Origin of the sequence: Silvanigrella paludirubra, assembly GCF_009208775.1 — a bacterium.
Classification (GTDB): domain Bacteria; phylum Bdellovibrionota_B; class Oligoflexia; order Silvanigrellales; family Silvanigrellaceae; genus Silvanigrella; species Silvanigrella paludirubra.
Genome location: NZ_WFLM01000004.1, coordinates 206,005 through 227,749 on the forward strand (window position 1 = coordinate 206,005; position 21,745 = coordinate 227,749).

A 21,745-nucleotide genomic window follows, 5' to 3' on the forward strand; every position below is an offset into this window, starting at 1 on the left:
GAAATATGATAGCCCTCATTGATGGAAATAATTTTTATGTATCTTGTGAACGTGTATTTAATCCAAAATTACGTAACAAGCCTGTTGTTGTTCTTTCCAATAATGATGGTGCTATCGTTAGTCGTAGTAATGAAGCAAAAGCTCTTGGAATTAAAATGGGGCAAGCTTTTTTTGAAATAAAAGATCTCATTAAAAAGTATGATATTCAATACTTTTCTTCTAACTACGAACTTTATGGAGATATGTCTGCAAGGCTTATGAAATGTTTAGAAACCTTTTCTCCAGAGGTTGAAGTTTATTCTATTGATGAAGCTTTTATTGATTTATCTCATATCCCTAAGCAAAAATTAAATGAAATAGGTTGGAAAATAAAAAATACTGTATATCAAAATACTGGAATTCAATGTGGAGTAGGCATTTCATTTACAAAATAATTGGCAAAAGTTGCAAATAAAATAGCTAAAAAATCTTTAAAAGCAAATGGAGTATTGGCTTTATATGAGCAAAAACATATTGAAGAAGCCTTAAAAAGAACGGAAGTAAAAGATATTTGGGGAATTGGCTATCAGTATTCTAAAAAATTAAATGAATTTGGTGTTTCTTTTGCAAATCAATTTATTGAGCTTGATGAATTATTTTTAAGAAAGCATTTTACAATTCAAGGTTTAAACATTGCTAGAGAGTTAAAAGGAGTGCCTTGTATTGAGTTGCAACTGTTTAGTGAACCTAAAAAAAGCATTACAGTCTCTAGAAGTTTTGGTAATTCAGTAAGAAATAGAGAAGATATTTTTGGAGCCCTTGCCAACCATATTGTGATTGCCTGTAAAAAATTAAGGCAAGAGCAATTAGAAGCGCAGTACTTTACTGTTTACTTAAGTACAAGTTATCATAAAGGTGATTTTTATAGTGAATCTATAAATATTCGTTTGCCTTATTATTCTTGCTACACACCAGACTATTTAAAATATGCCAAATTAGCATTAATAAAAATATTTAAAGAAAATAAAGATTACAAAAAATGTGGTATTGTTCTTTTTGATTTAAAAAAAAGAAGTATATTGCCTTCCAATTTATTTGATTTTAGAGAAATACAAAAAGAAAATTCGATAACGAGTGTTGTAGATAAAATCAATGACTTAAATGGAATGTTTACAATTAATTTTGCAGATTCTTTTGATAAAAAAGCATGGATTGCAAAAAGAGGGTTTGTGTCTAAAAAATTTTCAACAAATTTAAATGAGTTGATTGAGGTTAAATAAGCCTATTCTATATCTGAAATTTGTCTTTAATAAATTCTAAAATAATGGTATCCTACCTCATTGGTGAGGTTAAGTCATGGATAAACCTGTAATAATTATTGATGATCAATGTCTCATTTGTAATAAATTTATACAATTTGTTATCAGACAAGACAAAAAAGAAGTTTTTTTATTTTCGGCATTTCGTTATTTTTTTAATGATACGCCAAATACAGTAATTTTAATTTTTCAAAATAAAGTATACACACGTTCTGTCGCTGTTTTAAAAATTTTTCAATTATTAAAGTTTCCTTGGAATTTATTTTATATATTGAATATTATTCCTAAATTTATTTTAAACTTTTTCTATAATTTATTTGCAAAATACCGCTATCAATTTTTTAATAAAGTAGAATCTTGTTTATTAATTGATTCTACTTTAAAAAAAAGGATATTAGTGGAATCCTCAAATGAGGTTCAAGAAATTAAAAAAAGGATAGAACTAAATAAACTTGAATAAAATAAAGATTTTATTTACCAATTTTATCTGTTAGTTTTTTATAATCAGGAGTTTTCTTAAAAGCTTCTATTGCGTCTGTTACTTTTTTTATTAACTCTGGAGAAGTTGCTGATGTCGTTGCAATATATTTTTCTTGAACGGCAATCGCTTTTCCTATGCGAAAGTTACTTTCATTTAAATTTTCGGCCTTTAAATTTGCCTTAATCATAGTAAGAGCAACTATATTTATTGTAAACCAAGCATCAATTTTTTTACCGATTAGTTTTTTAAAATTTGTTATATCGTTTGGTACGGCGTCAATGCTGCTTTTTTCTATTTTACTATCGGAGTTTGATAAAATATTTTCGTAAGATGACCCAGCCAAGACCCCAATTTTGGAGCCTTTCGCATCAGCCATACTGTCTATATTTTTGCCTCCTGACATAGTAAGAAAAATGGTTTTTGCTTCATAAATTTTGGAAGCCCATACAAATTTTTCTTCTCTTTCTTTATTTCTTGTCAAAGGGATAATAAAAGACTTTTTATCTTCATTTGTTAAAGCTTCTGTAAACGCTCTTTTCCAAGGTTTTATCTCTAATTTATAGGAGATCTTTTTTGCTTTAAGAGCTTGAATAACAATATCACCACCAATGCCTCCAAGATCATTTTCACCTCTTTTTTCTATTTCGCCAGGGAAATCATCAGAAAATAAAGTAATGTCTTCAGCATAAGAGGATAAATTAAAGAAACAAGCTAGTATAATAAACGGTCTTAAAAGTCTTTTAGTCATTTCATGCTCCTTATAAATTTAGGAATACATGCGCTTATCGGCGGAATTCTATCGTATTTAAGAAAAAGGAATTAAAATATTTAAAAAATTTGGGTAACAACAATAAATTAAAATATTGTTACCCAAGATAAAAATGCTTGATTAGCCGCATGGAGCGCCAGCGGTACCTATGTGCCATAGCGGAACAAAAGAATCACTGTAAATAACTAGATTTCCATCATTTTGTAACCTTAGAAATCCAAAAGCTCCTTTTGAATTTGTCTGCCAACCAATGGGAGTATTTGGTGAGGTTTGTAACCTTAAATTGCTGCCATAATCAATATAAAGTTGTGTTGCATTCGTATTATATGTGCCAGTGCTCCAAATCATTTTACCTGATCTATTGGAAAGAACTAAATTTCCTTTGTCTTTAAAACTTAGAGTAAAGCATAGGTTAGGAGATTGTAAAACTCTTTCGGAAGTAAGAGTTTCACCTGGTTCTAAAATAGATTTTGCATTTGCTAAAACAGGAATAGCAAATACCAAGGATAAAGCTAAACTACGCAGCATAAAATACCTTTCTATTAAATTGTTATGGGACTTAAGATTAAAATAATAATTTTAAAAAAAATAAATGTCAAATTAAGGAAAGCACTATTTTATTTAGAAAGGTATTAAAAAGAAATGAATAAGAATTTCATAAAATTTATATAAAATTATTTTTTATGAAATAGAATGAACATGAATTATCAAAAATTAAAATTGCCATTTGAATTATTAATTACAAAATTTCTCTTATGAGTTGCATTTAGTCTTATCGATATTCTACTTATGCCTTTAAATGATTTTTCAAAATTGAGTCCAATTTTTTCATTTTTTAGATCTCTGTTACATGTAATATGTATATCGGATTCAAAAACAAAATAATCCGTTTTCATTTTTTTAGTTTCTCCTTTTTTATACTGATAAGAGCTTTCACTTGCATTCGCAAATTTTTCTATACCACCAACTTCGTAAGTGCAATTTTCACCCAATAAAATAATATTTGAAATATCTGATTTAAATTGATCAATTACACGATTTACTATCTCTTCTTGTTCAGGGGTTGTGGATTTGCCTTCAAAACCATAAGCCTGTTGAGATGGAATACGAAGATGTATATTCGCTTTTTTCTTATTAAAAAAAGAGAGGCCAATATCTATTTCGGCGGTTTTATTATGTAATTCTTCCATATTATTTTCTATTTTTGCTTTGGCTTGTAAATGAAATATTGATGAAATTAATATAAAAGACATGAAAATTTTACACTTCATAATAAATTTATTCCTTATTTTTTAATTATAAATATTTTTAAATTTAAAAACAAATCAATTTTTTGGTAATATTTTTTCTTTTATTTCTTCCGCTTTATTTATGATTTGCTCTTTTTTTTCACGGAGAAAAATTACTTTATAGATATAAGATAACTTAAGCTCTAACGCTGTAATATCTATAGCGCTACTTAAATTATGTGAATACATTTTAATTTTATTAAGTACATCTTCAAAAAATGGTTTAATTTCATCTAGTTTTTTTAATAGAGAATCTAAAAAATTCTCTGAGTGTATGTTTTCACTAAAAGCTTCATGTTTTTTTATACTTTCTTGCAATTGAATTTGAATATTATCTAATGATTTTTTTAAGTCATTTAAGTTTTCTGTTTCAATTTCTCTTTTTTCTATTATTTTAATTTCAATATCTTTTTGAATTGAAATAAGATCATTAGTAGAATTTTTTAATTTTTCAATAAATGTTGAAGATAAATTTGTCATAAAAATTTTCCTTTAATTGTAATATATTTATATAAAGAATGAATGTGTTTAAAAACTATATCCAATATCAGCACCGATCATTTGGATTCTTTTTGTTAAGGCATAACTTGCAAATAAGGATATTCCTTTTTCCCATTCATATCCAACACGGCCTTCACCGCCAATAGCAAATTCATTTATTTTTTCTGTTTTATTATTAATATCAATCCATTCATTACCTAAGAGAAGTCGAGCTCCAGTTACAAATCCTTTTAAGCCTATGCCGCCGCCTAAAAATCCATAAGCATTCATAATATTTGTTACTTCTTGTTCATTTATTTTAACGCCACTTATGGAAGACATAAATTTAACACCAACTTCTGGTCGAATAAATGTATTTCTATTTATCCATGCAAATTCAGCACCTCCAGATAAATAATTTAAATATCTTCCATCAACGACTGTATCCATTCCAGTTCTTATAGCGACACGAAAATTTGGATTTTCATTGAAAAAGGCATTTTTTTTCTCATTTTTTTTATTTTGCTCTATTTCATTATCAATAGATGCTAGTCTTTGTTTTTCATTAATTTCTTTATTTATTTCATATTGCTGATTTTTTAATTTTAAATCTTCCAAAGATTGACTGAGTTCTGAAATTCTTTTTTTATCAGATTCATCATTTATAATAAAAACGATTTCATTTTTTCTTCCTAAATCTTTGTTTTCTCCCATAGAAATTTTTTTAATTAAAATATCTGGATACTTTAATTTAACTATTCTTTCAAGGGTTATTGATCTTTCTTTAGATAAAATGAAATTATGATTTTTTGTTCCAGTTAAACTAGCAGAGCTAATGATAGTTGCTGCTTTTATGTCTTTGTTATTTAACTTATCAAAACATTCATCTAAATTGTTTTTATTGATAAAATTTACAGATGAATTGTTTTCAAATTCAATTATACAATTGAATTCTTCTGATGCATATATTGATATTGGAAAAGTAACAAAACAAAATAATGTACCAATTTTAATTAATTTCGTTCCCATTTTTGAACTCCATCTTTTTATTTAATTTTTTTTGGATTATTTATTACGGCAAATAAATTTAAATTTTATAGAGTAAAGCTTGCTCTATCAACTAGCTATCCTCAGTAGGAGTTGAGATCTTTCAATCCTATTTTTAATATATCTTTTTTTGTTTTAAAAACAAGAAATTGATAAGTATATTTTTATTAAATGTGTTGAAACAATATTAAATTTAATGAAAAAGTATTTAAATAAATTAAAAAAATAATAAAAAATAAAATATATAATATATAAATAGTATATTAATTTATTACTCTTGAACCCGAAATTAATGGATAAACACCAAGGATAGGAAGGGGGTGAATAAGAGAGTGTACACGATCAAGTAAACGATTTTGATCTGTTGTATTATGATCAAACATGACTCCCAAAACGGTTCCGGTATGTGCACAATTGACACCAAGCCCACCAAAATCTTTTGTTCCATTAATTAAGGTATCTAATGGATCTTTATATAATACATTCTGGTTTATTTTAGCACTTAATGTTGCTGCTTTAGCTATGAGATGGAGATTTTTTGTTTTGAATCCATCTATTATCATTTTTAGAGCGCTTCTTAAAGAATTTTCATTTTTTATGGAAATATATCTTGCAAGATTTCTATCAAATTTTTGAGTAGATACTTCACCACCAGAGTCTATAATAATAAAAGATAATGATGGAATATATTTAAATTTTTTATAAATATTTCCTTTTAAATGATTAATATAAGATATTCCTGGTAAAAAAACACCATCAGAGGAGTGATCTACAGAAATCAATAAATTTGTGATTTCATTATCGCTTAAATTTTTATTTAAAGCCTTGCTTAATGCTAATAATACGGCAGTGAGTTCCGCAGTGCTAGATGCAAGTCCTTTTCCTCTAGGGATGTTAGAATCAATCTCAAGATTTAATGATACCTTTTCATCTATGTTAAAGTGAGAAAAAATTTTTTTAATAATATTATTAATTTTAGAATATTTTGATTCTTCTAATGGTTCCATTAAATTAGAGTTATTATTAATGGTAACAATTGCTTTTGCAAAAAATGGGATAGGACTATTTATTAAAAAATCTTGGTCGTCGATAAAACCTTGAAGAAGTTCGCCACATGTACCAGGCGCTACAGCAGTATATTTCATATTTTTACCTTTTTAAATATTTATTAATGTAATAATTCCAAGGAACTTTTATGCTTAAAATTAAAATTTCTATAATAAATGAAATAATCATAGAATAAGCGGCAACAACAGCTCCTGAAAAATTTAAATAAATTCCCAAAAAAGAAATCATTAAAAGAATTGCGGTTCCTGATAAGGTCGCAAAATTAATTTCTTTTGTTTTTCCCACTCCCATTAAAAGTCCTTGCAATACATTTTGCATCGCTACAAATATGGGAATACAAAAACAAATAGTTAATATTTTTTGAACCCCATTTAATAAATTTTCATTTTGTCCAATAAATAAAATGAGAGTATTTTTTCCTAAGGTGCTTGTAACCAAAAATAAAATAAAGAAAGATAGAATGGATCCAACACTTAGAGCAAAAATAATAAAATCATAAGGATGATATTTTTCTTTGTTGCGAATAATAACTTGTTGAATCATTCTTGTTGTATTTGCAAAAACAAGAACGAGAGCCCAAGTAACGGGCCAAATAGCTAGAGAGATTGAGCTATCTGCTGCGCGTGCCAAAAATAAAATTAAGAGAGCTCTACCACCCCAAACAAGAACCATAGAATGAGCTAATGGCCAATAATAGATCCAAATCTCTTTTACACTTTTCGGGTTTAAATGATGAATGTCTTCTTTTTGTGATTTTGTTTCTTTAAATGTATTTCTATATTTTTGAGCCGCAAAAATGACAAAGATGGTTTCTGCTAAAACCCCAATCATCATAGATCCGCCAGCTAAAATACCGCTATTGATATTTAATAAAAATCCAATAAATAGAGATATAAGTAAGACAAAAAAACGAAAAAAACCCGCGTGTGCTAATGTCTTCTGTTTTCCATTGATAATTAAAATGCCTTGGAAATATCTTCGAATTGCAATTGAGGATGGCCATAATAAAAGGCATAAAAACATTTTATGGGCGATAGAAGAAATTTCATTTGAAATTCCAAATAAATTAACAGATAACCAATAAAAAACAGTTGGTATTGCAAGAATCAATAAACATGTTGTTAAAATACCGCATGAAATGAATAAAAAACGCCATAAAGCTTCACGTGATTCTTTTTTGCCAGATAAAGCATTAGAAGCATGAAGCATGGAAATAATAGGACTTTCAAATAAAACAACAATTGATTTAATAAAACCTAATGCCGCAAAATTTTCTTGAGTCCTAGGCATATGCGCTAATGCCGTATTAACCATGGGATCACCCATCGCCATGGTAACATCGCTAATAGAAAGCGGTAAAAACTCTTTCCATAAGGTATACATTTTTTTTATAAATAAATTTTTCATGATATTTTACTTTGTTTTCTATAATAAAAATTTTCAACAGGTTTTAAATTAGTAATTTCAGTATGAAGAAGTTCATCTGATTTTAATTTTATATTTTGTTTTTCAATCCATTCATTATTGTAAATCGTATCTAAGTAACGATCTCCTCTGTCAGGATTTATCATTAAAATGGATTGTTCTTTTTTTGTATCGAGCGCGTATGAAAGACCAGCGGCAACAATAGCACCCGTTGATCCTCCTAATAATAAACCTTCTTTTTTAGCTAAAGTACGACAAACAGAAAAGGCTAAATTATCATTTACACTGTAAGCAATATCTATCAAATTTTCATTAAATTGTGGTGGGATAAAAGAAAGTCCTAGTCCCGTCATTTTATAAGGATGCGGAGGTGTTCCTAAAATACAGGAACCAGCAACATCGACTCCAATGATTTTTGTATTTGGATAAAACTTTTTAAAAAAAGATCCAATTCCTGTTAGTTGTCCAGAAGTACTTAGCCCTATAACAATCGCATCGGGAGCTCCTTCAAAATCATTTGAAATTTCTTGAGCTGTATAAATGCTGTGTGCTGTAGGATTTTCTGAGTTTTTGTGTTGGCATGGATACCATGCACCTAAAGTTGAATTTGCAATTTCTTCCGCTTTTTTCATTCGAGCAACTTGCATAGATCCATTTGCATCTGCTTCGGATAAAGGAACATCAATTAAAGTTGCTCCATAGGCTTCAAGCATTCTTCTTGTTGCTGAAGGCGTTTTTGCATCTACAACGATAAATACTTTGTAATTTTTAGCAGCTCCAACAATAGCAAGGCCAATTCCAAAATTTCCGGAGCTCGATTCAACAATGATCCCGTCTTTAGAAAGCAAACCTTTTTTTTCTGCTTGTTCAATTAAATAAACAGCATTTTTTTCTTTAATGCTTCCACCAGGATTACAGGACTCTAATTTTAAATATAATTTATGAAATTTACATATTTCATTCATATTATTTAAGCGAACAGTAGGTACATTTCCAACAGCATGCATTACATTTTGATAAAGTTTTTTCATGTCTTAATCCTATTAAAGATGAATATTAGATATTGAATTGTTATTTGATTTTAAATAATGGGATTAAGTAATGGGCGGTCTTAATAAATCATTATGAAATTGAGCGGTGATATTTATTCGTCGAACATATTGATTTTTTTGCAGCTCTTTTCTATTTCGAACAGTAAATTGAGCCGATTCATTCATAAAATTTTTGCAGCATTGCTCGTTATCTATGCTCGTTCCGCAAATGGGAAAATAATTTGAACTTGCTCTTTCTATTTTTGTTGTTTTGCTTGAACTCGATTTTTCTGTTTCATTAGATTCAATGTAATACATTTGTTCATTTAAATTAAAACAAGGATGATTCGTGCTTAAAATTAGAAAAACAAATGAAAATAAAAAAATTTTAATTTGTTTTATTTTATGGAATAAGAAGAGTATGCTTTTTTTAGCGAAACGTCGCAAAATGTTCATGTAAACTTAAGTCTTTCTATGTCTAGCATTCACTAAACTGCATGTTAAAAAAATCGCATAGCCCTCTTCAGTGGCTCTTTCAAAAATACTACATAAAAAATTTTGATGGGACAACTGTTGGAAGACTTTTATTTTAACTTTTTTTTTCAGCTATTATTTTTCTAATTATATTTTTAGTGTCCTTAATATAAAACGAAAACACTTTAAAATATTGAATATAAAATGATATTAAGAATTACATCGTGTATTTTTTGGTTAGGTATAGAAAAAGAAAGGTTAAAAGTATTTATAAATAATTTTGATACCTTCACATGGATTTAAAGCAAAAAATTTGCAAAAAGATATTTTTGTTATAATGATTAAAATTATAGCAAATTATAATTTGGGTAGGATTTTGGGTTATCTTAAATTATTTTAAAGTATTTATGATTCGATTTTTTTGATTATGAATGAAAAAAAGGGGGGGGTGGGTATAGAGTCTTGTGTATACCCGAGGGTTGGGATTGCTATCAAGATAAATTGGGCATGCTCTCATTTTGCACTCTATTTTATAATTTAATTTCATTAAAAATAAATGCAATGTTATCAGAGAAATTCATGTCATATCTTAATATTAAATACCTGAAAAGATCTTCTATATTATTTTTTTTGTCTTGTAATATACCATAGTTTGGATCATAAAAAAGATAATCAAATTCATCAATGATTAAATAGCATGAATTCTTAATTTCAGAATAAGAAAATATAGTATCTATCGATAAATTTTTATTTCCAATATAACATGTTTTTCCATCATGAATGAAATAATCTTTTGTTCTTCTAGAAGTAACAGATATATTATTTGTAAATGAAAAAACAAAAATCTAGGTTTTTTAGAGTTAGTTTTTAAATAATTAAAAACATTTTTCAAAGATTTATTATGTGGATATATAATGTAATAAGAGTCCAGTAATTCTATTTGTTTTTTTGTGATATCATTGTATATATTTTTTATAAACAATGATATTAGATTAGAGGTTTTTCTACAAAAATAATCCTCATTATTTGCAATATCTGAGATGTCAATCGAATAAGTTGATGATTGTTGTTTTTTATGTATTTCCATAATAACATTTTTTGATTTTTAAGAGCATTTTTAATAAAGGCTAAGTTTTTTTTAATATTATTAAAAAAAAACAGGTACACAATTAAAATATGGTACGTTTTTTCTTAAATAAACATCTAGTAATACACATAATGTTGTACAAACGGCACTATCAATAATACTATCTTGATTTAATTGAATAAAATTCGAAGTATTCAAAGTTTTTAATCGAGATATTTCTTTATTTTGTAAATCAATGTCAGAAACAAACATCGTAATCTCGCTTTTTTATTTTTACAAATAGGAATAAAAAATTTATTTTCCTTAATTTTAATCCTTATTTGTCAACGATAAATAAGGAATAGTATTGATTAATAATATCTGCAAAAAATTTTATTTGCAACAAATTTTTAAAATTCAAGAATAAAAAAGTTTCATTAATTACAACTGCATAATCCGGTAGTTTTCGTCCAAGAATTCCGGATCATCCCTACGTGCGTAGGGAAACTCTAATTGACGTTTAGATTCTGTGTGCCTAAATCGGATCATCCCTACGTGCGTAGGGAAACTACCTTTGAAAAAATTCTGCCACTTCAATTGCACGGATCATCCCTACGTGCGTAGGGAAACTGTGAAGTTCCATAATTTCTTTTAAGAAAATCTCGGATCATCCCTACGTGCGTAGGGAAACTGCTGTAATATTCAACTACGGCATCGTTTACCACGGATCATCCCTACGTGCGTAGGGAAACTGAGATTCTACCGATATATCACTAAACGGAGAACGGATCATCCCTACGTGCGTAGGGAAACTGTCTGGCTCTGGTGGCTTGGGTGGGACAAATACGGATCATCCCTACGTGCGTAGGGAAACTGAATTTATGTCTTCTATTTCTCTAAGTTCCCTCGGATCATCCCTACGTGCGTAGGGAAACTTTCACCCTAAAGAATATTGGTTAGAAAGCAGTCGGATCATCCCTACGTGCGTAGGGAAACTGAATCGTTGCTCGGTGAAAAAGCAGATGATGACGGATCATCCCTACGTGCGTAGGGAAACTAGAATCTTTATTAATGATTTTAATCCTGACAGCGGATCATCCCTACGTGCGTAGGGAAACTCTACAAGAAAATGATTTGATAGTCGTTACAATCGGATCATCCCTACGTGCGTAGGGAAACTTCTTCATTTTGTTTTGCTCCCTTTTTAAGTTTCGGATCATCCCTACGTGCGTAGGGAAACTTAGCTGATCTTTAGGACTAACAAGCTCACTCACGGATCATCCCTACGTGCGTAGGGAAACTATGCTGTCGGCGGTGTTAGCAATTCACAACATCGGATCATCCCTACGTGCGTAGGGAAACTAGGTTAAAGAATTGTCCTCCCTCTACAGCCTCCGGATCATACCTACGTGCGTAGGGAAACTGAAACACAAGAGAGAATCCAAGAGCTTAATCACGGATCATCCCTACGTGCGTAGGGAAACTGCCACCATAGAAGTAGAAGTTGATAGCGATCACGGATCATCCCTACGTGCGTAGGGAAACTGCAAAAATCTCATGTTTCAAGATCAATAGCTACGGATCATCCCTACGTGCGTAGGGAAACTTCCATGCAGTTAAAGCACAAATTAATTATCAGCTGGATCATCCCTACGTGCGTAGGGAAACTTGCCTCATTTGATGATTTAAAGGCAACTCCAACGGATCATCCCTACGTGCGTAGGGAAACTGGCTTTGAAAAAATTCTGCCACTTGAATAGCACGGATCATCCCTACGTGCGTAGGGAAACTCCTTCCTTATTTATATACTCTCATGCTTTAAACGGATCATCCCTACGTGCGTAGGGAAACTGTGGATAGAATTTGAGCGGTTTCTAGGATCATCGGATCATCCCTACGTGCGTAGGGAAACTTTCAGGAATTGTCGTGGTACAATAACATTAAACGGATCATCCCTACGTGCGTAGGGAAACTAATGGCAATCAACTGAAAGAATCTGACGTTACCGGATCATCCCTACGTGCGTAGGGAAACTTTAGGCTTTTCTTCTTTTTCCTTTTTAACCTTCGGATCATCCCTACGTGCGTAGGGAAACTGGTTACATCGAGACTGTTGACCATTGGAAATACGGATCATCCCTACGTGCGTAGGGAAACTGTATAATTGTTGAATATAGAGATAGAGGAAACCGGATCATCCCTACGTGCGTAGGGAAACTCAAAAATAATCTGCCTTTGGAATGGATTTGTTCGGATCATCCCTACGTGCGTAGGGAAACTCTTTTTCTTACTTAAAGAAACACTTTTTGATACGGATCATCCCTACGTGCGTAGGGAAACTAGGATGATTTATACCGCCACCAGTAATAATAACGGATCATCCCTACGTGCGTAGGGAAACTGGAACTAACAAAATACGGGTTTTGAAACGAACCGGATCATCCCTACGTGCGTAGGGAAACTTGATCTTTCATGAGCATTATTGTTTTTACATACGGATCATCCCTACGTGCGTAGGGAAACTGATCATGTTGGTTGTCCCTCTCTTGCTTCTATCGGATCATCCCTACGTGCGTAGGGAAACTACTGTCTAATGAAGTTTCATTATTAATATTATCGGATCATCCCTACGTGCGTAGGGAAACTAATTTTTAGAAATAGAATTTACTGCTCTCGTACGGATCATCCCTACGTGCGTAGGGAAACTGACAGACGCTCCGCTACCGATCGTCAAGTTGACGGATCATCCCTACGTGCGTAGGGAAACTTCAGCTATCGTCCTGGGATGTTTATCAAATAACGGATCATCCCTACGTGCGTAGGGAAACTTCTTGAAACTCGGACACAAGAGAAACACCCGTCGGATCATCCCTACGTGCGTAGGGAAACTCACATATGCGTTATCAGGACTAGCCGCTAATTCGGATCATCCCTACGTGCGTAGGGAAACTTTCCTTTTTTTGTTAAATTCTCTATTGCTTGTCGGATCATCCCTACGTGCGTAGGGAAACTAATTTTCATCTTTAATTCTTCCAAGCATCAAATCGGATCATCCCTACGTGCGTAGGGAAACTGATATTATTAGTAAAAGGCTTAATAACAATATCGGATCATCCCTACGTGCGTAGGGAAACTTTTACCATTCTCTGCTGTTTCTGCCTCCTTAACGGATCATCCCTACGTGCGTAGGGAAACTCAGTCGATTTCAAAGATCGTCAAATACTGGAGCGGATCATCCCTACGTGCGTAGGGAAACTGCAGGCATAAGGCAAGAGTTAAAAAATGATTCCGGATCATCCCTACGTGCGTAGGGAAACTATCTCTTACATCATTTAATGCAGCAACAACAGCGGATCATCCCTACGTGCGTAGGGAAACTTCAAAAGTTGGTATTTTGTTACCGTCAACTATCGGATCATCCCTACGTGCGTAGGGAAACTTACAAGTCTTCTTTTAGTGTTGCGTTTAGTGACGGATCATCCCTACGTGCGTAGGGAAACTTAATCTTACTTCGATTATCCCTCTACCTGTTTCGGATCATCCCTACGTGCGTAGGGAAACTGAGATTCTACCGACGTATCACTTAACAGAGAGCGGATCATCCCTACGTGCGTAGGGAAACTAAACTCTTGGTTGAAACTTTTTGACTTGCAAGCGGATCATCCCTACGTGCGTAGGGAAACTAACCCAGATACCGAAGTTTTCATTGACCCAATCGGATCATCCCTACGTGCGTAGGGAAACTCAGTGTTTTAACCTGTACCTTAGTTTCACCTACGGATCATCCCTACGTGCGTAGGGAAACTTCTAATGTTCCATTTCTATAGGAATTAAGCACCGGATCATCCCTACGTGCGTAGGGAAACTCCTTCATCAACTAAAATATTTACCCCTGGGCAAGGATCATCCCTACGTGCGTAGGGAAACTCAATTTTGCAAACGGTGCCCATTCTGCATAGACGGATCATCCCTACGTGCGTAGGGAAACTGTTAGCTCTTTACCCGAATGGTAGCGTACTAGCGGATCATCCCTACGTGCGTAGGGAAACTTATTTTAGCTGTAAAATTAATACAATTATCTACGGATCATCCCTACGTGCGTAGGGAAACTCCTAACTCATTGTCAAGAGCCGTGTCAACTTTCGGATCATCCCTACGTGCGTAGGGAAACTTAGCATGACAAACCATTGCCACGCCTATATAACGGATCATCCCTACGTGCGTAGGGAAACTAATATTATCAACGTTTGAAGTTAGATTTTCAACGGATCATCCCTACGTGCGTAGGGAAACTCTTGCCCTTCCATATTTAAATACTATCAGACTCGGATCATCCCTACGTGCGTAGGGAAACTGGGCAATTAGTTGTTTTTTCATTAGATGGGTTCGGATCATCCCTACGTGCGTAGGGAAACTTGTTTATGAGAACATTTACCACACTGGAGATACGGATCATCCCTACGTGCGTAGGGAAACTCTCTTTACCCGAATGGTAACGGATTAACTTAACGGATCATCCCTACGTGCGTAGGGAAACTAGACTCAAAATAAACCTTTACATCTTTTTCAACGGATCATCCCTACGTGCGTAGGGAAACTAATGCCATTTGTAAAATGCCCTATCGAAGTAGCGGATCATCCCTACGTGCGTAGGGAAACTTTCTCTTGTCCGACTACTACTTGACGAATGTTCGGATCATCCCTACGTGCGTAGGGAAACTTTACAGAGGCGAACAAATTCCAGAGGCCAAAGCGGATCATCCCTACGTGCGTAGGGAAACTCTCATTGAAGCACTAGACAATAAGATAGAAGCCGGATCATCCCTACGTGCGTAGGGAAACTGAGTCCATCAATTCATTGTCGGCTTTTAAATACGGATCATCCCTACGTGCGTAGGGAAACTAATTTTTCCCAAAGCAATACGTTTAAGCATTACGGATCATCCCTACGTGCGTAGGGAAACTAGGTTTGATCTCATTTATTTACTCCAATATTTCGGATCATCCCTACGTGCGTAGGGAAACTTTGAATTAAATATATTTTTTTTAACTAAACATCGGATCATCCCTACGTGCGTAGGGAAACTATACTGTAATTAATATTATTCGTTTCATTTCTACGGATCATCCCTACGTGCGTAGGGAAACTATTGGAAAATATTATCTTTTTTACTGTAAATACGGATCATCCCTACGTGCGTAGGGAAACTGAAACAGATATCATTGACGCTGTTTTTGATGTTCGGATCATCCCTACGTGCGTAGGGAAACTGCCAGAAATAATAGAAGTTCCTCAGCATTTAGCGGATCATCCCTACGTGCGTAGGGAAACTTGTAAGAGAAATATTTTTTTTAAAAATAACACCGGATCATCCCTACGTGCGTAGGGAAACTAGCAGAACATTATTCAAGAATGTTCCAAAAGATGTTAGTTATGTCAACTAAACATCTAAAAATAAGATATTTGGTTATCAAATTACATGTTTGAGTCAGTTTTTGTTCATCCTTATTAAAAAAAGGCCGTCAAATAGGGTTATTTGCCTTCGTGAATCCCCAAATGAAACCATTTCAAATCCTTGTTCATTATTGTAGTTATAAATTAACGTTCCTTTTCCACCTTGAGAATCTTCTTGGCATTTAGCCCAAATTTTTTCTCTTACCATAGCTGACACGTTACCAACAAATACTCCAGCTTGGGGCTCAATTAACCACCTACTAAGTTCACCTCTAAGGCTTTGAGGTACAGATTCAAGAATGATTACCACCATGGTTTTTTCCTCCGGGCATTAGGGAATCTTCGCCAGCTAAATACCCTGGTGCAGCAGGATCTGAATCAAATTGAAATTTGTTATCATTCTCTTCACCTATAATATCTTGAATATCATCAGCAATCCGAGAAAGAATTTTTTGGCTTTTAAATTCATCACGTAATTTGAGACGAACGGTTCTTTCTAATTCAGTTGGTTTTTGAGAAGCCACTTCAAATGCTAAAGGAATTGTTAATGAAGCTTTGTAAAGGTCTGCAATATCGTAGACAAATGAAAGCTGTTTTCCGACATGAATAAAACCCAAAGCAGGAGAATATCCTAAAGCAACAATTGCGGAATGACATACGCCATATAAGCAAGAGTTTGCTGCGCTTAATGCTCGATTAAAATCGTCTGAGTTTTTCCAGTCTTTTCTGTCGTAGGATCTCCCTTTCCAGCTTGCTCCATATTTTATTGAGGACTGATCATAAATGGAACGAACTCGAACTCCTTCCTTACCTCTGAGTTGTTCAATAGATAAATTTTCAGGTAGAGGATCGGTAAATCTTTTTCGATACATTTTTTTAGCAATATCAATTCTTGTTTCTTTGTTTGCAAATAATAAAGCCTGTCTTATTATTGCGGCAGAAGATCTTGTTTCACCCATGCCACAAGCATAAAACCGAACACTTTCTTCTCCTGACCAAGCAATTAAACAACCTGCATCCGCAGTTGTTTTAACAGCAGCGTGAGATATTTTTGTACCAGGTCCTAAAAGTAACAAAGTGAGAGAGGCAACAGGTATTTGTACTTTTCCTGTTTCATCAAAAACAGAAATACTTTTGTCATCTTGTTCAATAATACCTTGTTCGATATATAAATAGCTTAAACTATCTCTTATTTTAGGTAGGATTCGGAGGTCTTTCATATTTATAATTTCTTAATAGAGAGAAGACCAAATCCAAATCCTTTTGCCGAACCTATCCCATTTTCAATTGTTTTTTTAAATTTTTCGGGATCATGAACCATTAAAGTACCAGAAAATAGAATGGAATTGAAAACGGCAGAAATTTCTTTATTTTTAGAAATATTCATTTCTATAATATTTTCATTATAAAAATCATAATTTAAGATTGAAAAACCATGCAGCGTTTCTTTGTTTTTTAACCAAGTTGAAATTTCGTTATTTTGTGTTTCAAATAGCTTTTCTTTAGATGGTATTCCAATAGGAATTCTTTTTTTATTTTTTGTCTTAGTTGGGTTTGCTCTTAGCTTAAAAAAGAATTTTTCACCTTTTATTGAGTTTAAATTTAAAGATTTAAATAATATTTCATCTTTTAAAAATTTATTATAATTTAAATGACTTTTCATTCTTTCAATATTAGGCAAAAAATTAGTTTGTACTAAAACAAAAGGCATACGATCTTTTAATTCTTCGAAGCGCCATAAAATGCGGTCGTTTGCAGTCATATTTGGTTGAAGATTTTCAACAAGTTGATGAATTTCATAATTTAGGTTTTTTTTGCCTAAAAATTTAAATCCATCCATATTGGGTTTAAATTCAATTTTAGTATAATAAATCATTTATATTTCTCCTTTTACAGGAAAAATGGAGTCTTGAATATTTGCAATATCGACCCAATCTTCATAATAAGATCGTTGGTTGAACTTCCTGTCGGCAAAAGAAAAGGGAATATCATATTCTATTTTTTTACATAAATTTTCCGTTTTTTCTGTATCAATCATTTCTTTATATAATTGATATTCTCCGTTTTGCGATAAAATATCTTCAAAACATCCTTCTTTTAAAGCGTTGCCATAAATGAAAGGAGAAGCTGGCGGAAAAGATTTTCTCCCTAAATAAATATGCCAGCGTGGGTATTCAAGGGCATGCTTGATTTTTTCTAAGCATTCTTTTTCGCCTTCAAACAAAGCTAAAAAGTGCCAATCTGCTAAATAAATTCTTGTTGAAAGTTCTGTTTCTTTAATCCCACCACTCAATTTAGGAACATTAAGAATGGTGTGATAATCTTTTTCAACCGATTTTATTTGTTTATTTAATTGCAGAGAAGCAAAACGTAATTTATTTAATTCATTTAATGCGATTTCATCATCTCTTTCTATACCGAGGGCACTTGCAATAATACCTGTTACTCCAGAACGGCTTGGATTTAATGAAGTACTGCGGAAGGACAGCTTGCTTTCTGTGCCCCACGATTGCATAGCGCCTTGTAAATTAATACAAAGACTCCATTTTTTCATTTATGACTCCAAGCTGTATCTTTTAAAAATAAATTAATGCTATGATTTAAGTCTGAATTTGTTGTTGCAATACCTATTGATTTTAATTTATCTGAAATTTCAAGTTCTTTGTTAAGTTGATGAATGCAAAGAGCTTCTCTTTCTTTTTTCCAGTGATACATTTCATTGTGTCTTTGTAAATAGTTTACTAAACTTTCTGCGGATTCTTCTATTAATGATTTTTTAGAATTTTTACCCATATGAATTGGTTTGATAAATGCATTTACTAAACTTAAAGGTTGTTTTTTAGATGAACTTAATAATATAAATTCAGGTACTGTTGCGGGTGCTGTTGAATTATTTTTTCCACTCGGTACCGAATAAATAAAGGATTTAAAAAAGGCTTCCATTGTTTGAATGGCAAGTTCTTTATTTTGATTTAAATTTTGCATTAATATTTCCCATGAAATACATGCGTAACGATAAAAACATGGGCTTGCAAGTTGGGTTGAACCCATCATGCTCGCTCCCGCATCGGAGTTTTCTTCTTTGTTAGCAAGATCATCTAGAGCGGTAAAAAAATCGTCTTCAATATAAATTTCATTTGTTGAAATTGCATGAGCAAATTGAACCGCAGCATCTACATTTAATTTTGGATCGGATGCAGCCATTCTACCAAAGAGGCTAATATCTGCAGATAAAGGAAGTTTTTTACGTTCCTTATTGAATTCATCAGCAGAAATTTTGGGATCGAACTGATGTTTCTTTAATATTTCTGCAGCTATTTTAATTTCATTTTTACTTGTAAAAAAAAGTGTTTTTAGTTTTTCTACACTCATTTCTTCATCGCTAGAAAGATCATTCCCTTTTTTCTTTGATTTTTTCTGTGCTTCAAGTTCGCCCATGCCAATGGATTTTAAAAACTCTCCCATATTTTTTGAAATTTTTTCATCTATATTTTGAATACCAGCTTGTTGAAAAATTTCAGAAGCAATTTTTTTAGTACGAATACCTTGATCTTTATTTATTTCCGTAAAAAAATATTCGTTTTTTCTTACCGCATTTTTCCAGCATTGCGAGGAAACGCGTTGTCTTTTGTATCCACCAAAATCTATCGTTTTAATAGAGTTGGTGTCATCTCGATTTAAATTAACAGAGCAAAATGGTTGAAGAATACTAATTTCAAAAAACATAAAATTCTCCTTAATTAAATATGGTCACTATCTTTACGCAAATTTTTATAAAACTCGATTGCCCACTTATTTTGAACATTTCTATTATTTTCCCAATTAAAAATATCATAATATAAATGAGGCCAATTGATATTTAAATTTATGGAAGAGCCTTGCAGGATTGATATCAATGAATAGAGACGCGTCGATAACTGTGATTTTGGAGAGGCTAATATATCTAAAAACTTTTTTTCAATATTTTCGTATGACTTATTATCATTATTTGATAAAAAATGAGCCAATGAGCATCCAAAATTTTTATAAGTTAAGGTGTCGGATTTCTCTTCTTTTGAATATCCAAGTTCTGCTTGCATGGGTGCAATAAGTCGAATAGTTTCATCTATATCATTTTCTATGTAGGTCGGAAAATGCTTAGAGGATAAATAGGAAGAGACAGGATACTTTGAAAGAACATAATAAATTAAATATTCACGCTCTGGTTTTTTTCTTGCTGATTTTAATTTTGATACAAGCTCTTTAGATATTGAAGTATTTTTAAGCTCCCTTTCTTCGAGCAATTTGTGTATTGAGGATGAAACACCATAAAAATAACTTTGAATTGAGTCTGACAGATCTCGTTTATTTTCCATCATATTTTAACTCCTTATACAAATATCCCATCATTTTAAATTTAGCTTTTTTATCTGGAAAATTTTGAATAAATTTTTCAATCGCTTTTTCTTTTGCAAAATAAATTTGTTTAGAGAGATCTTTTTTTAACTCTAAATCATCTTCATTATCTGCTATTCTTTTTAGCGTTGCATTTTTAGTAAAATACAAACCAATGTGGTTCCAATAACTTTCCAAAGAGTTGGATTCATCAATTGAAGATTTATCGTCATTTAGAGAAAATTGAATTGCTTTTTTAAATAATATTTTTAAATAGATGGAATTGTTTTCAATGATTTTAAGACAATCTTTCAAAGTGATTAATTTTTCAGGTGAAAGAATATTTAAAGGTAAAGAAAAATAGGAACGAATAGAACCTTCAATTTTTGCTTTATCCGTATATAAAGCAAGAATTTCTATATTAAAGTTTGTTCCTAAAAAGTTTTTAAAATCAGAAAAAAGAGGTGAAAATTTTTGAGCAATGGAGTCAATATCACGCCAAATTACTTTTTCTTTTTTAGCTTTGATATAAATATTTTCCTCTTCTTTTTTATCTTTCGAAGTAATTAATGCGGGATAAAATAGTTCAATTTCTTCAGATTTTTCTATACCTTGAGCCATTTTTACATATTGTGCATAGGGTTTATTTGTCTCATCGTCATATTGCCAATCAATTTTATACATTCTTTCATAACCAAACTTCTCAAAAGCTTCACAGCCAGAAAGACTCTTTAAACTTTGGAAAATAGAATCTCCATGATCAGAGCATTCCCAAATAGTAGGAATTTGATTTATTTCATTTGTTTTTGAATTATTAAATTTTAAATTGTATAAGTGATATAAATAAATATTTTTAAATATAGTATCGGACAATGTTTCTTCTTTTATGAATGTAGAAATTGATCTTGCAGTTACTGTATCAGTAAAACTTGTTTTCTCATTTTTAAAACCGCCTCCAGTTCCTCCATAATTTAGTAAATGACCTTGAAGTAATGCGAAAATAGTTTCATTAATTGATTTTTTAGGGGGAGGATTTTCAGATGCTCTTGTAAAAAAACTACCATTGTTTCCTGACTCAATTTCAGGTATGAGCTTTGCAATTGGTGTAACGGAGTCTTTGTCTGTTAATTTTGCATAAAATGGTCTTTGTGCAAAAAAGAATTTTGGCCCAGTAAGTTGAAAATGTTCCGCATAATTATCTAAATATACTGTGATATCTTTTCTTAATTTTAAACTATATTCATTCGTATTTTTGATATTATCTAGCAATTCATAATCCGGATTTTTCCTAAAAAAAGCTTTTCCAATAAAATTAATAAAATGCTGGATAGATATTTTTTCAGGTATACTGTCTAAACAATAATCTTTATATAAATGACTTTGTAAAAATAACTCTTTTAAAGTTAAAAAAACTTTGTTGTCATTAAAATCTGTCACAGGGATCCATTTTATATGATCATAAATATTACTATTAAAATTAATATTCATT

20 protein-coding genes and 1 CRISPR repeat array are annotated in these 21,745 nt (G+C 31.8%); of the genes, 3 read left to right on the forward strand and 17 right to left on the reverse strand.

The annotated features are described in order from the left end of the window. Positions 1-5: 5 nt before the first annotated feature. From GCL60_RS11600 to GCL60_RS11610, 3 genes are all read left to right on the forward strand, one after another. Positions 6-434: a Y-family DNA polymerase gene (locus GCL60_RS11600; protein ID WP_153420824.1), complete on the forward strand. Its 429-nt coding sequence runs from the start codon at positions 6-8 to the stop codon at positions 432-434. Next, positions 435-1,259, forward strand: coding sequence for a DinB/UmuC family translesion DNA polymerase (locus GCL60_RS11605; protein ID WP_153420825.1), 825 nt, complete (start codon positions 435-437; stop codon positions 1,257-1,259). Positions 1,260-1,335: 76 nt separating this feature from the next. Further along, positions 1,336-1,758, forward strand: a complete 423-nt coding sequence (locus GCL60_RS11610) for a thiol-disulfide oxidoreductase DCC family protein (protein ID WP_153420826.1) — start codon at positions 1,336-1,338, stop codon at positions 1,756-1,758. A 10-nt stretch (positions 1,759-1,768) separates the two neighbouring features. Here GCL60_RS11610 and GCL60_RS11615 read toward each other — a convergent pair whose 3' ends face one another. The 17 genes from GCL60_RS11615 to GCL60_RS11695 form a co-directional block, all read right to left on the reverse strand. Further along, on the reverse strand, positions 1,769-2,527 hold the full coding sequence (locus tag GCL60_RS11615) for a substrate-binding periplasmic protein (RefSeq protein ID WP_153420827.1): 759 nt from the start codon (positions 2,525-2,527) through the stop codon (positions 1,769-1,771). Between the two features lie 141 nt (positions 2,528-2,668). After that, a complete protein-coding gene (locus GCL60_RS11620; protein WP_153420828.1) occupies positions 2,669-3,076 on the reverse strand; it encodes a hypothetical protein in 408 nt (135 codons plus the stop codon). Between the two features lie 179 nt (positions 3,077-3,255). Further along, positions 3,256-3,819 carry a ZrgA family zinc uptake protein gene (locus GCL60_RS11625; RefSeq protein ID WP_153420829.1) on the reverse strand — a complete coding sequence of 188 codons (564 nt, stop codon included), beginning with the start codon at positions 3,817-3,819 and terminating at the stop codon, positions 3,256-3,258. Between the two features lie 54 nt (positions 3,820-3,873). Continuing rightward, entirely contained in the window at positions 3,874-4,317 is a 444-nt protein-coding gene (locus GCL60_RS11630; protein WP_153420830.1) for a hypothetical protein, read from the reverse strand. Between the two features lie 48 nt (positions 4,318-4,365). Further along, complete coding sequence (locus tag GCL60_RS11635; RefSeq protein ID WP_153420831.1) at positions 4,366-5,346, reverse strand: hypothetical protein; 981 nt, start codon at positions 5,344-5,346, stop codon at positions 4,366-4,368. A 281-nt stretch (positions 5,347-5,627) separates the two neighbouring features. Next, the gene (locus GCL60_RS11640) at positions 5,628-6,509 is read right to left on the reverse strand and encodes a GHMP family kinase ATP-binding protein (protein ID WP_153420832.1); all 882 of its coding nucleotides are present in this window, start codon (positions 6,507-6,509) and stop codon (positions 5,628-5,630) included. Positions 6,510-6,513: 4 nt separating this feature from the next. After that, on the reverse strand, positions 6,514-7,839 hold the full coding sequence (locus GCL60_RS11645) for a hypothetical protein (RefSeq protein ID WP_153420833.1): 1,326 nt from the start codon (positions 7,837-7,839) through the stop codon (positions 6,514-6,516). Further along, a complete protein-coding gene (locus GCL60_RS11650) occupies positions 7,836-8,888 on the reverse strand; it encodes a cysteine synthase family protein (RefSeq protein ID WP_153420834.1) in 1,053 nt (350 codons plus the stop codon). The genes GCL60_RS11645 and GCL60_RS11650 overlap by 4 nt, the downstream gene beginning before the upstream one ends. 63 nt (positions 8,889-8,951) lie before the next feature. Continuing rightward, entirely contained in the window at positions 8,952-9,206 is a 255-nt protein-coding gene (locus tag GCL60_RS11655) for a hypothetical protein (protein WP_153420835.1), read from the reverse strand. A 1,303-nt stretch (positions 9,207-10,509) separates the two neighbouring features. Continuing rightward, positions 10,510-10,701, reverse strand: a complete 192-nt coding sequence (locus GCL60_RS11660) for a hypothetical protein (protein ID WP_153420836.1) — start codon at positions 10,699-10,701, stop codon at positions 10,510-10,512. A 207-nt stretch (positions 10,702-10,908) separates the two neighbouring features. Next, positions 10,909-15,821: a CRISPR direct-repeat array (repeat unit 29 nt; unit sequence CGGATCATCCCTACGTGCGTAGGGAAACT). Between the two features lie 95 nt (positions 15,822-15,916). Beyond that, a complete protein-coding gene (gene cas2e, locus GCL60_RS11665; RefSeq protein ID WP_153420837.1) occupies positions 15,917-16,195 on the reverse strand; it encodes a type I-E CRISPR-associated endoribonuclease Cas2e in 279 nt (92 codons plus the stop codon). Next, positions 16,176-17,102 carry a type I-E CRISPR-associated endonuclease Cas1e gene (gene cas1e / locus GCL60_RS11670; RefSeq protein WP_153420838.1) on the reverse strand — a complete coding sequence of 309 codons (927 nt, stop codon included), beginning with the start codon at positions 17,100-17,102 and terminating at the stop codon, positions 16,176-16,178. Before cas1e ends, cas2e begins: the two co-directional genes overlap by 20 nt. A 2-nt stretch (positions 17,103-17,104) precedes the next feature. Then, positions 17,105-17,758, reverse strand: coding sequence for a type I-E CRISPR-associated protein Cas6/Cse3/CasE (gene cas6e, locus GCL60_RS11675; protein ID WP_153420839.1), 654 nt, complete (start codon positions 17,756-17,758; stop codon positions 17,105-17,107). Next, the gene (gene cas5e / locus GCL60_RS11680) at positions 17,759-18,436 is read right to left on the reverse strand and encodes a type I-E CRISPR-associated protein Cas5/CasD (RefSeq protein ID WP_153420840.1); all 678 of its coding nucleotides are present in this window, start codon (positions 18,434-18,436) and stop codon (positions 17,759-17,761) included. Further along, a complete protein-coding gene (gene cas7e / locus GCL60_RS11685) occupies positions 18,433-19,608 on the reverse strand; it encodes a type I-E CRISPR-associated protein Cas7/Cse4/CasC (protein WP_153420841.1) in 1,176 nt (391 codons plus the stop codon). The genes cas5e and cas7e overlap by 4 nt, the downstream gene beginning before the upstream one ends. Before the next feature lie 14 nt (positions 19,609-19,622). Beyond that, positions 19,623-20,237, reverse strand: a complete 615-nt coding sequence (locus tag GCL60_RS11690) for a type I-E CRISPR-associated protein Cse2/CasB (RefSeq protein ID WP_161998182.1) — start codon at positions 20,235-20,237, stop codon at positions 19,623-19,625. After that, the gene (locus tag GCL60_RS11695; RefSeq protein WP_153420843.1) at positions 20,227-21,744 is read right to left on the reverse strand and encodes a type I-E CRISPR-associated protein Cse1/CasA; all 1,518 of its coding nucleotides are present in this window, start codon (positions 21,742-21,744) and stop codon (positions 20,227-20,229) included. Before GCL60_RS11695 ends, GCL60_RS11690 begins: the two co-directional genes overlap by 11 nt. Between the last annotated feature and the right edge of the window lies 1 nt (position 21,745).

Excerpts from the sequence above, each read along its gene's own strand:
- cas5e (WP_153420840.1), bottom strand. The coding sequence starts at position 18,436 with ATGAAAAAATGGAGTCTTTGTATTAATTTACAAGGCGCTATGCAATCG.
- GCL60_RS11635 (WP_153420831.1), bottom strand. The coding sequence starts at position 5,346 with ATGGGAACGAAATTAATTAAAATTGGTACATTATTTTGTTTTGTTACT.
- GCL60_RS11640 (WP_153420832.1), bottom strand. The coding sequence starts at position 6,509 with ATGAAATATACTGCTGTAGCGCCTGGTACATGTGGCGAACTTCTTCAA.
- GCL60_RS11615 (WP_153420827.1), bottom strand. The coding sequence starts at position 2,527 with ATGACTAAAAGACTTTTAAGACCGTTTATTATACTAGCTTGTTTCTTT.
- GCL60_RS11620 (WP_153420828.1), bottom strand. The coding sequence starts at position 3,076 with ATGCTGCGTAGTTTAGCTTTATCCTTGGTATTTGCTATTCCTGTTTTA.
- GCL60_RS11660 (WP_153420836.1), bottom strand. The coding sequence starts at position 10,701 with ATGTTTGTTTCTGACATTGATTTACAAAATAAAGAAATATCTCGATTA.
- GCL60_RS11625 (WP_153420829.1), bottom strand. The coding sequence starts at position 3,819 with ATGAAGTGTAAAATTTTCATGTCTTTTATATTAATTTCATCAATATTT.
- cas2e (WP_153420837.1), bottom strand. The coding sequence starts at position 16,195 with ATGGTGGTAATCATTCTTGAATCTGTACCTCAAAGCCTTAGAGGTGAA.
- GCL60_RS11690 (WP_161998182.1), bottom strand. The coding sequence starts at position 20,237 with ATGGAAAATAAACGAGATCTGTCAGACTCAATTCAAAGTTATTTTTAT.
- GCL60_RS11695 (WP_153420843.1), bottom strand. The coding sequence starts at position 21,744 with ATGAATATTAATTTTAATAGTAATATTTATGATCATATAAAATGGATC.
- GCL60_RS11650 (WP_153420834.1), bottom strand. The coding sequence starts at position 8,888 with ATGAAAAAACTTTATCAAAATGTAATGCATGCTGTTGGAAATGTACCT.
- GCL60_RS11600 (WP_153420824.1), top strand. The coding sequence starts at position 6 with ATGATAGCCCTCATTGATGGAAATAATTTTTATGTATCTTGTGAACGT.
- GCL60_RS11645 (WP_153420833.1), bottom strand. The coding sequence starts at position 7,839 with ATGAAAAATTTATTTATAAAAAAAATGTATACCTTATGGAAAGAGTTT.
- GCL60_RS11630 (WP_153420830.1), bottom strand. The coding sequence starts at position 4,317 with ATGACAAATTTATCTTCAACATTTATTGAAAAATTAAAAAATTCTACT.
- GCL60_RS11610 (WP_153420826.1), top strand. The coding sequence starts at position 1,336 with ATGGATAAACCTGTAATAATTATTGATGATCAATGTCTCATTTGTAAT.
- cas7e (WP_153420841.1), bottom strand. The coding sequence starts at position 19,608 with ATGTTTTTTGAAATTAGTATTCTTCAACCATTTTGCTCTGTTAATTTA.
- cas1e (WP_153420838.1), bottom strand. The coding sequence starts at position 17,102 with ATGAAAGACCTCCGAATCCTACCTAAAATAAGAGATAGTTTAAGCTAT.
- GCL60_RS11655 (WP_153420835.1), bottom strand. The coding sequence starts at position 9,206 with ATGTATTACATTGAATCTAATGAAACAGAAAAATCGAGTTCAAGCAAA.
- cas6e (WP_153420839.1), bottom strand. The coding sequence starts at position 17,758 with ATGATTTATTATACTAAAATTGAATTTAAACCCAATATGGATGGATTT.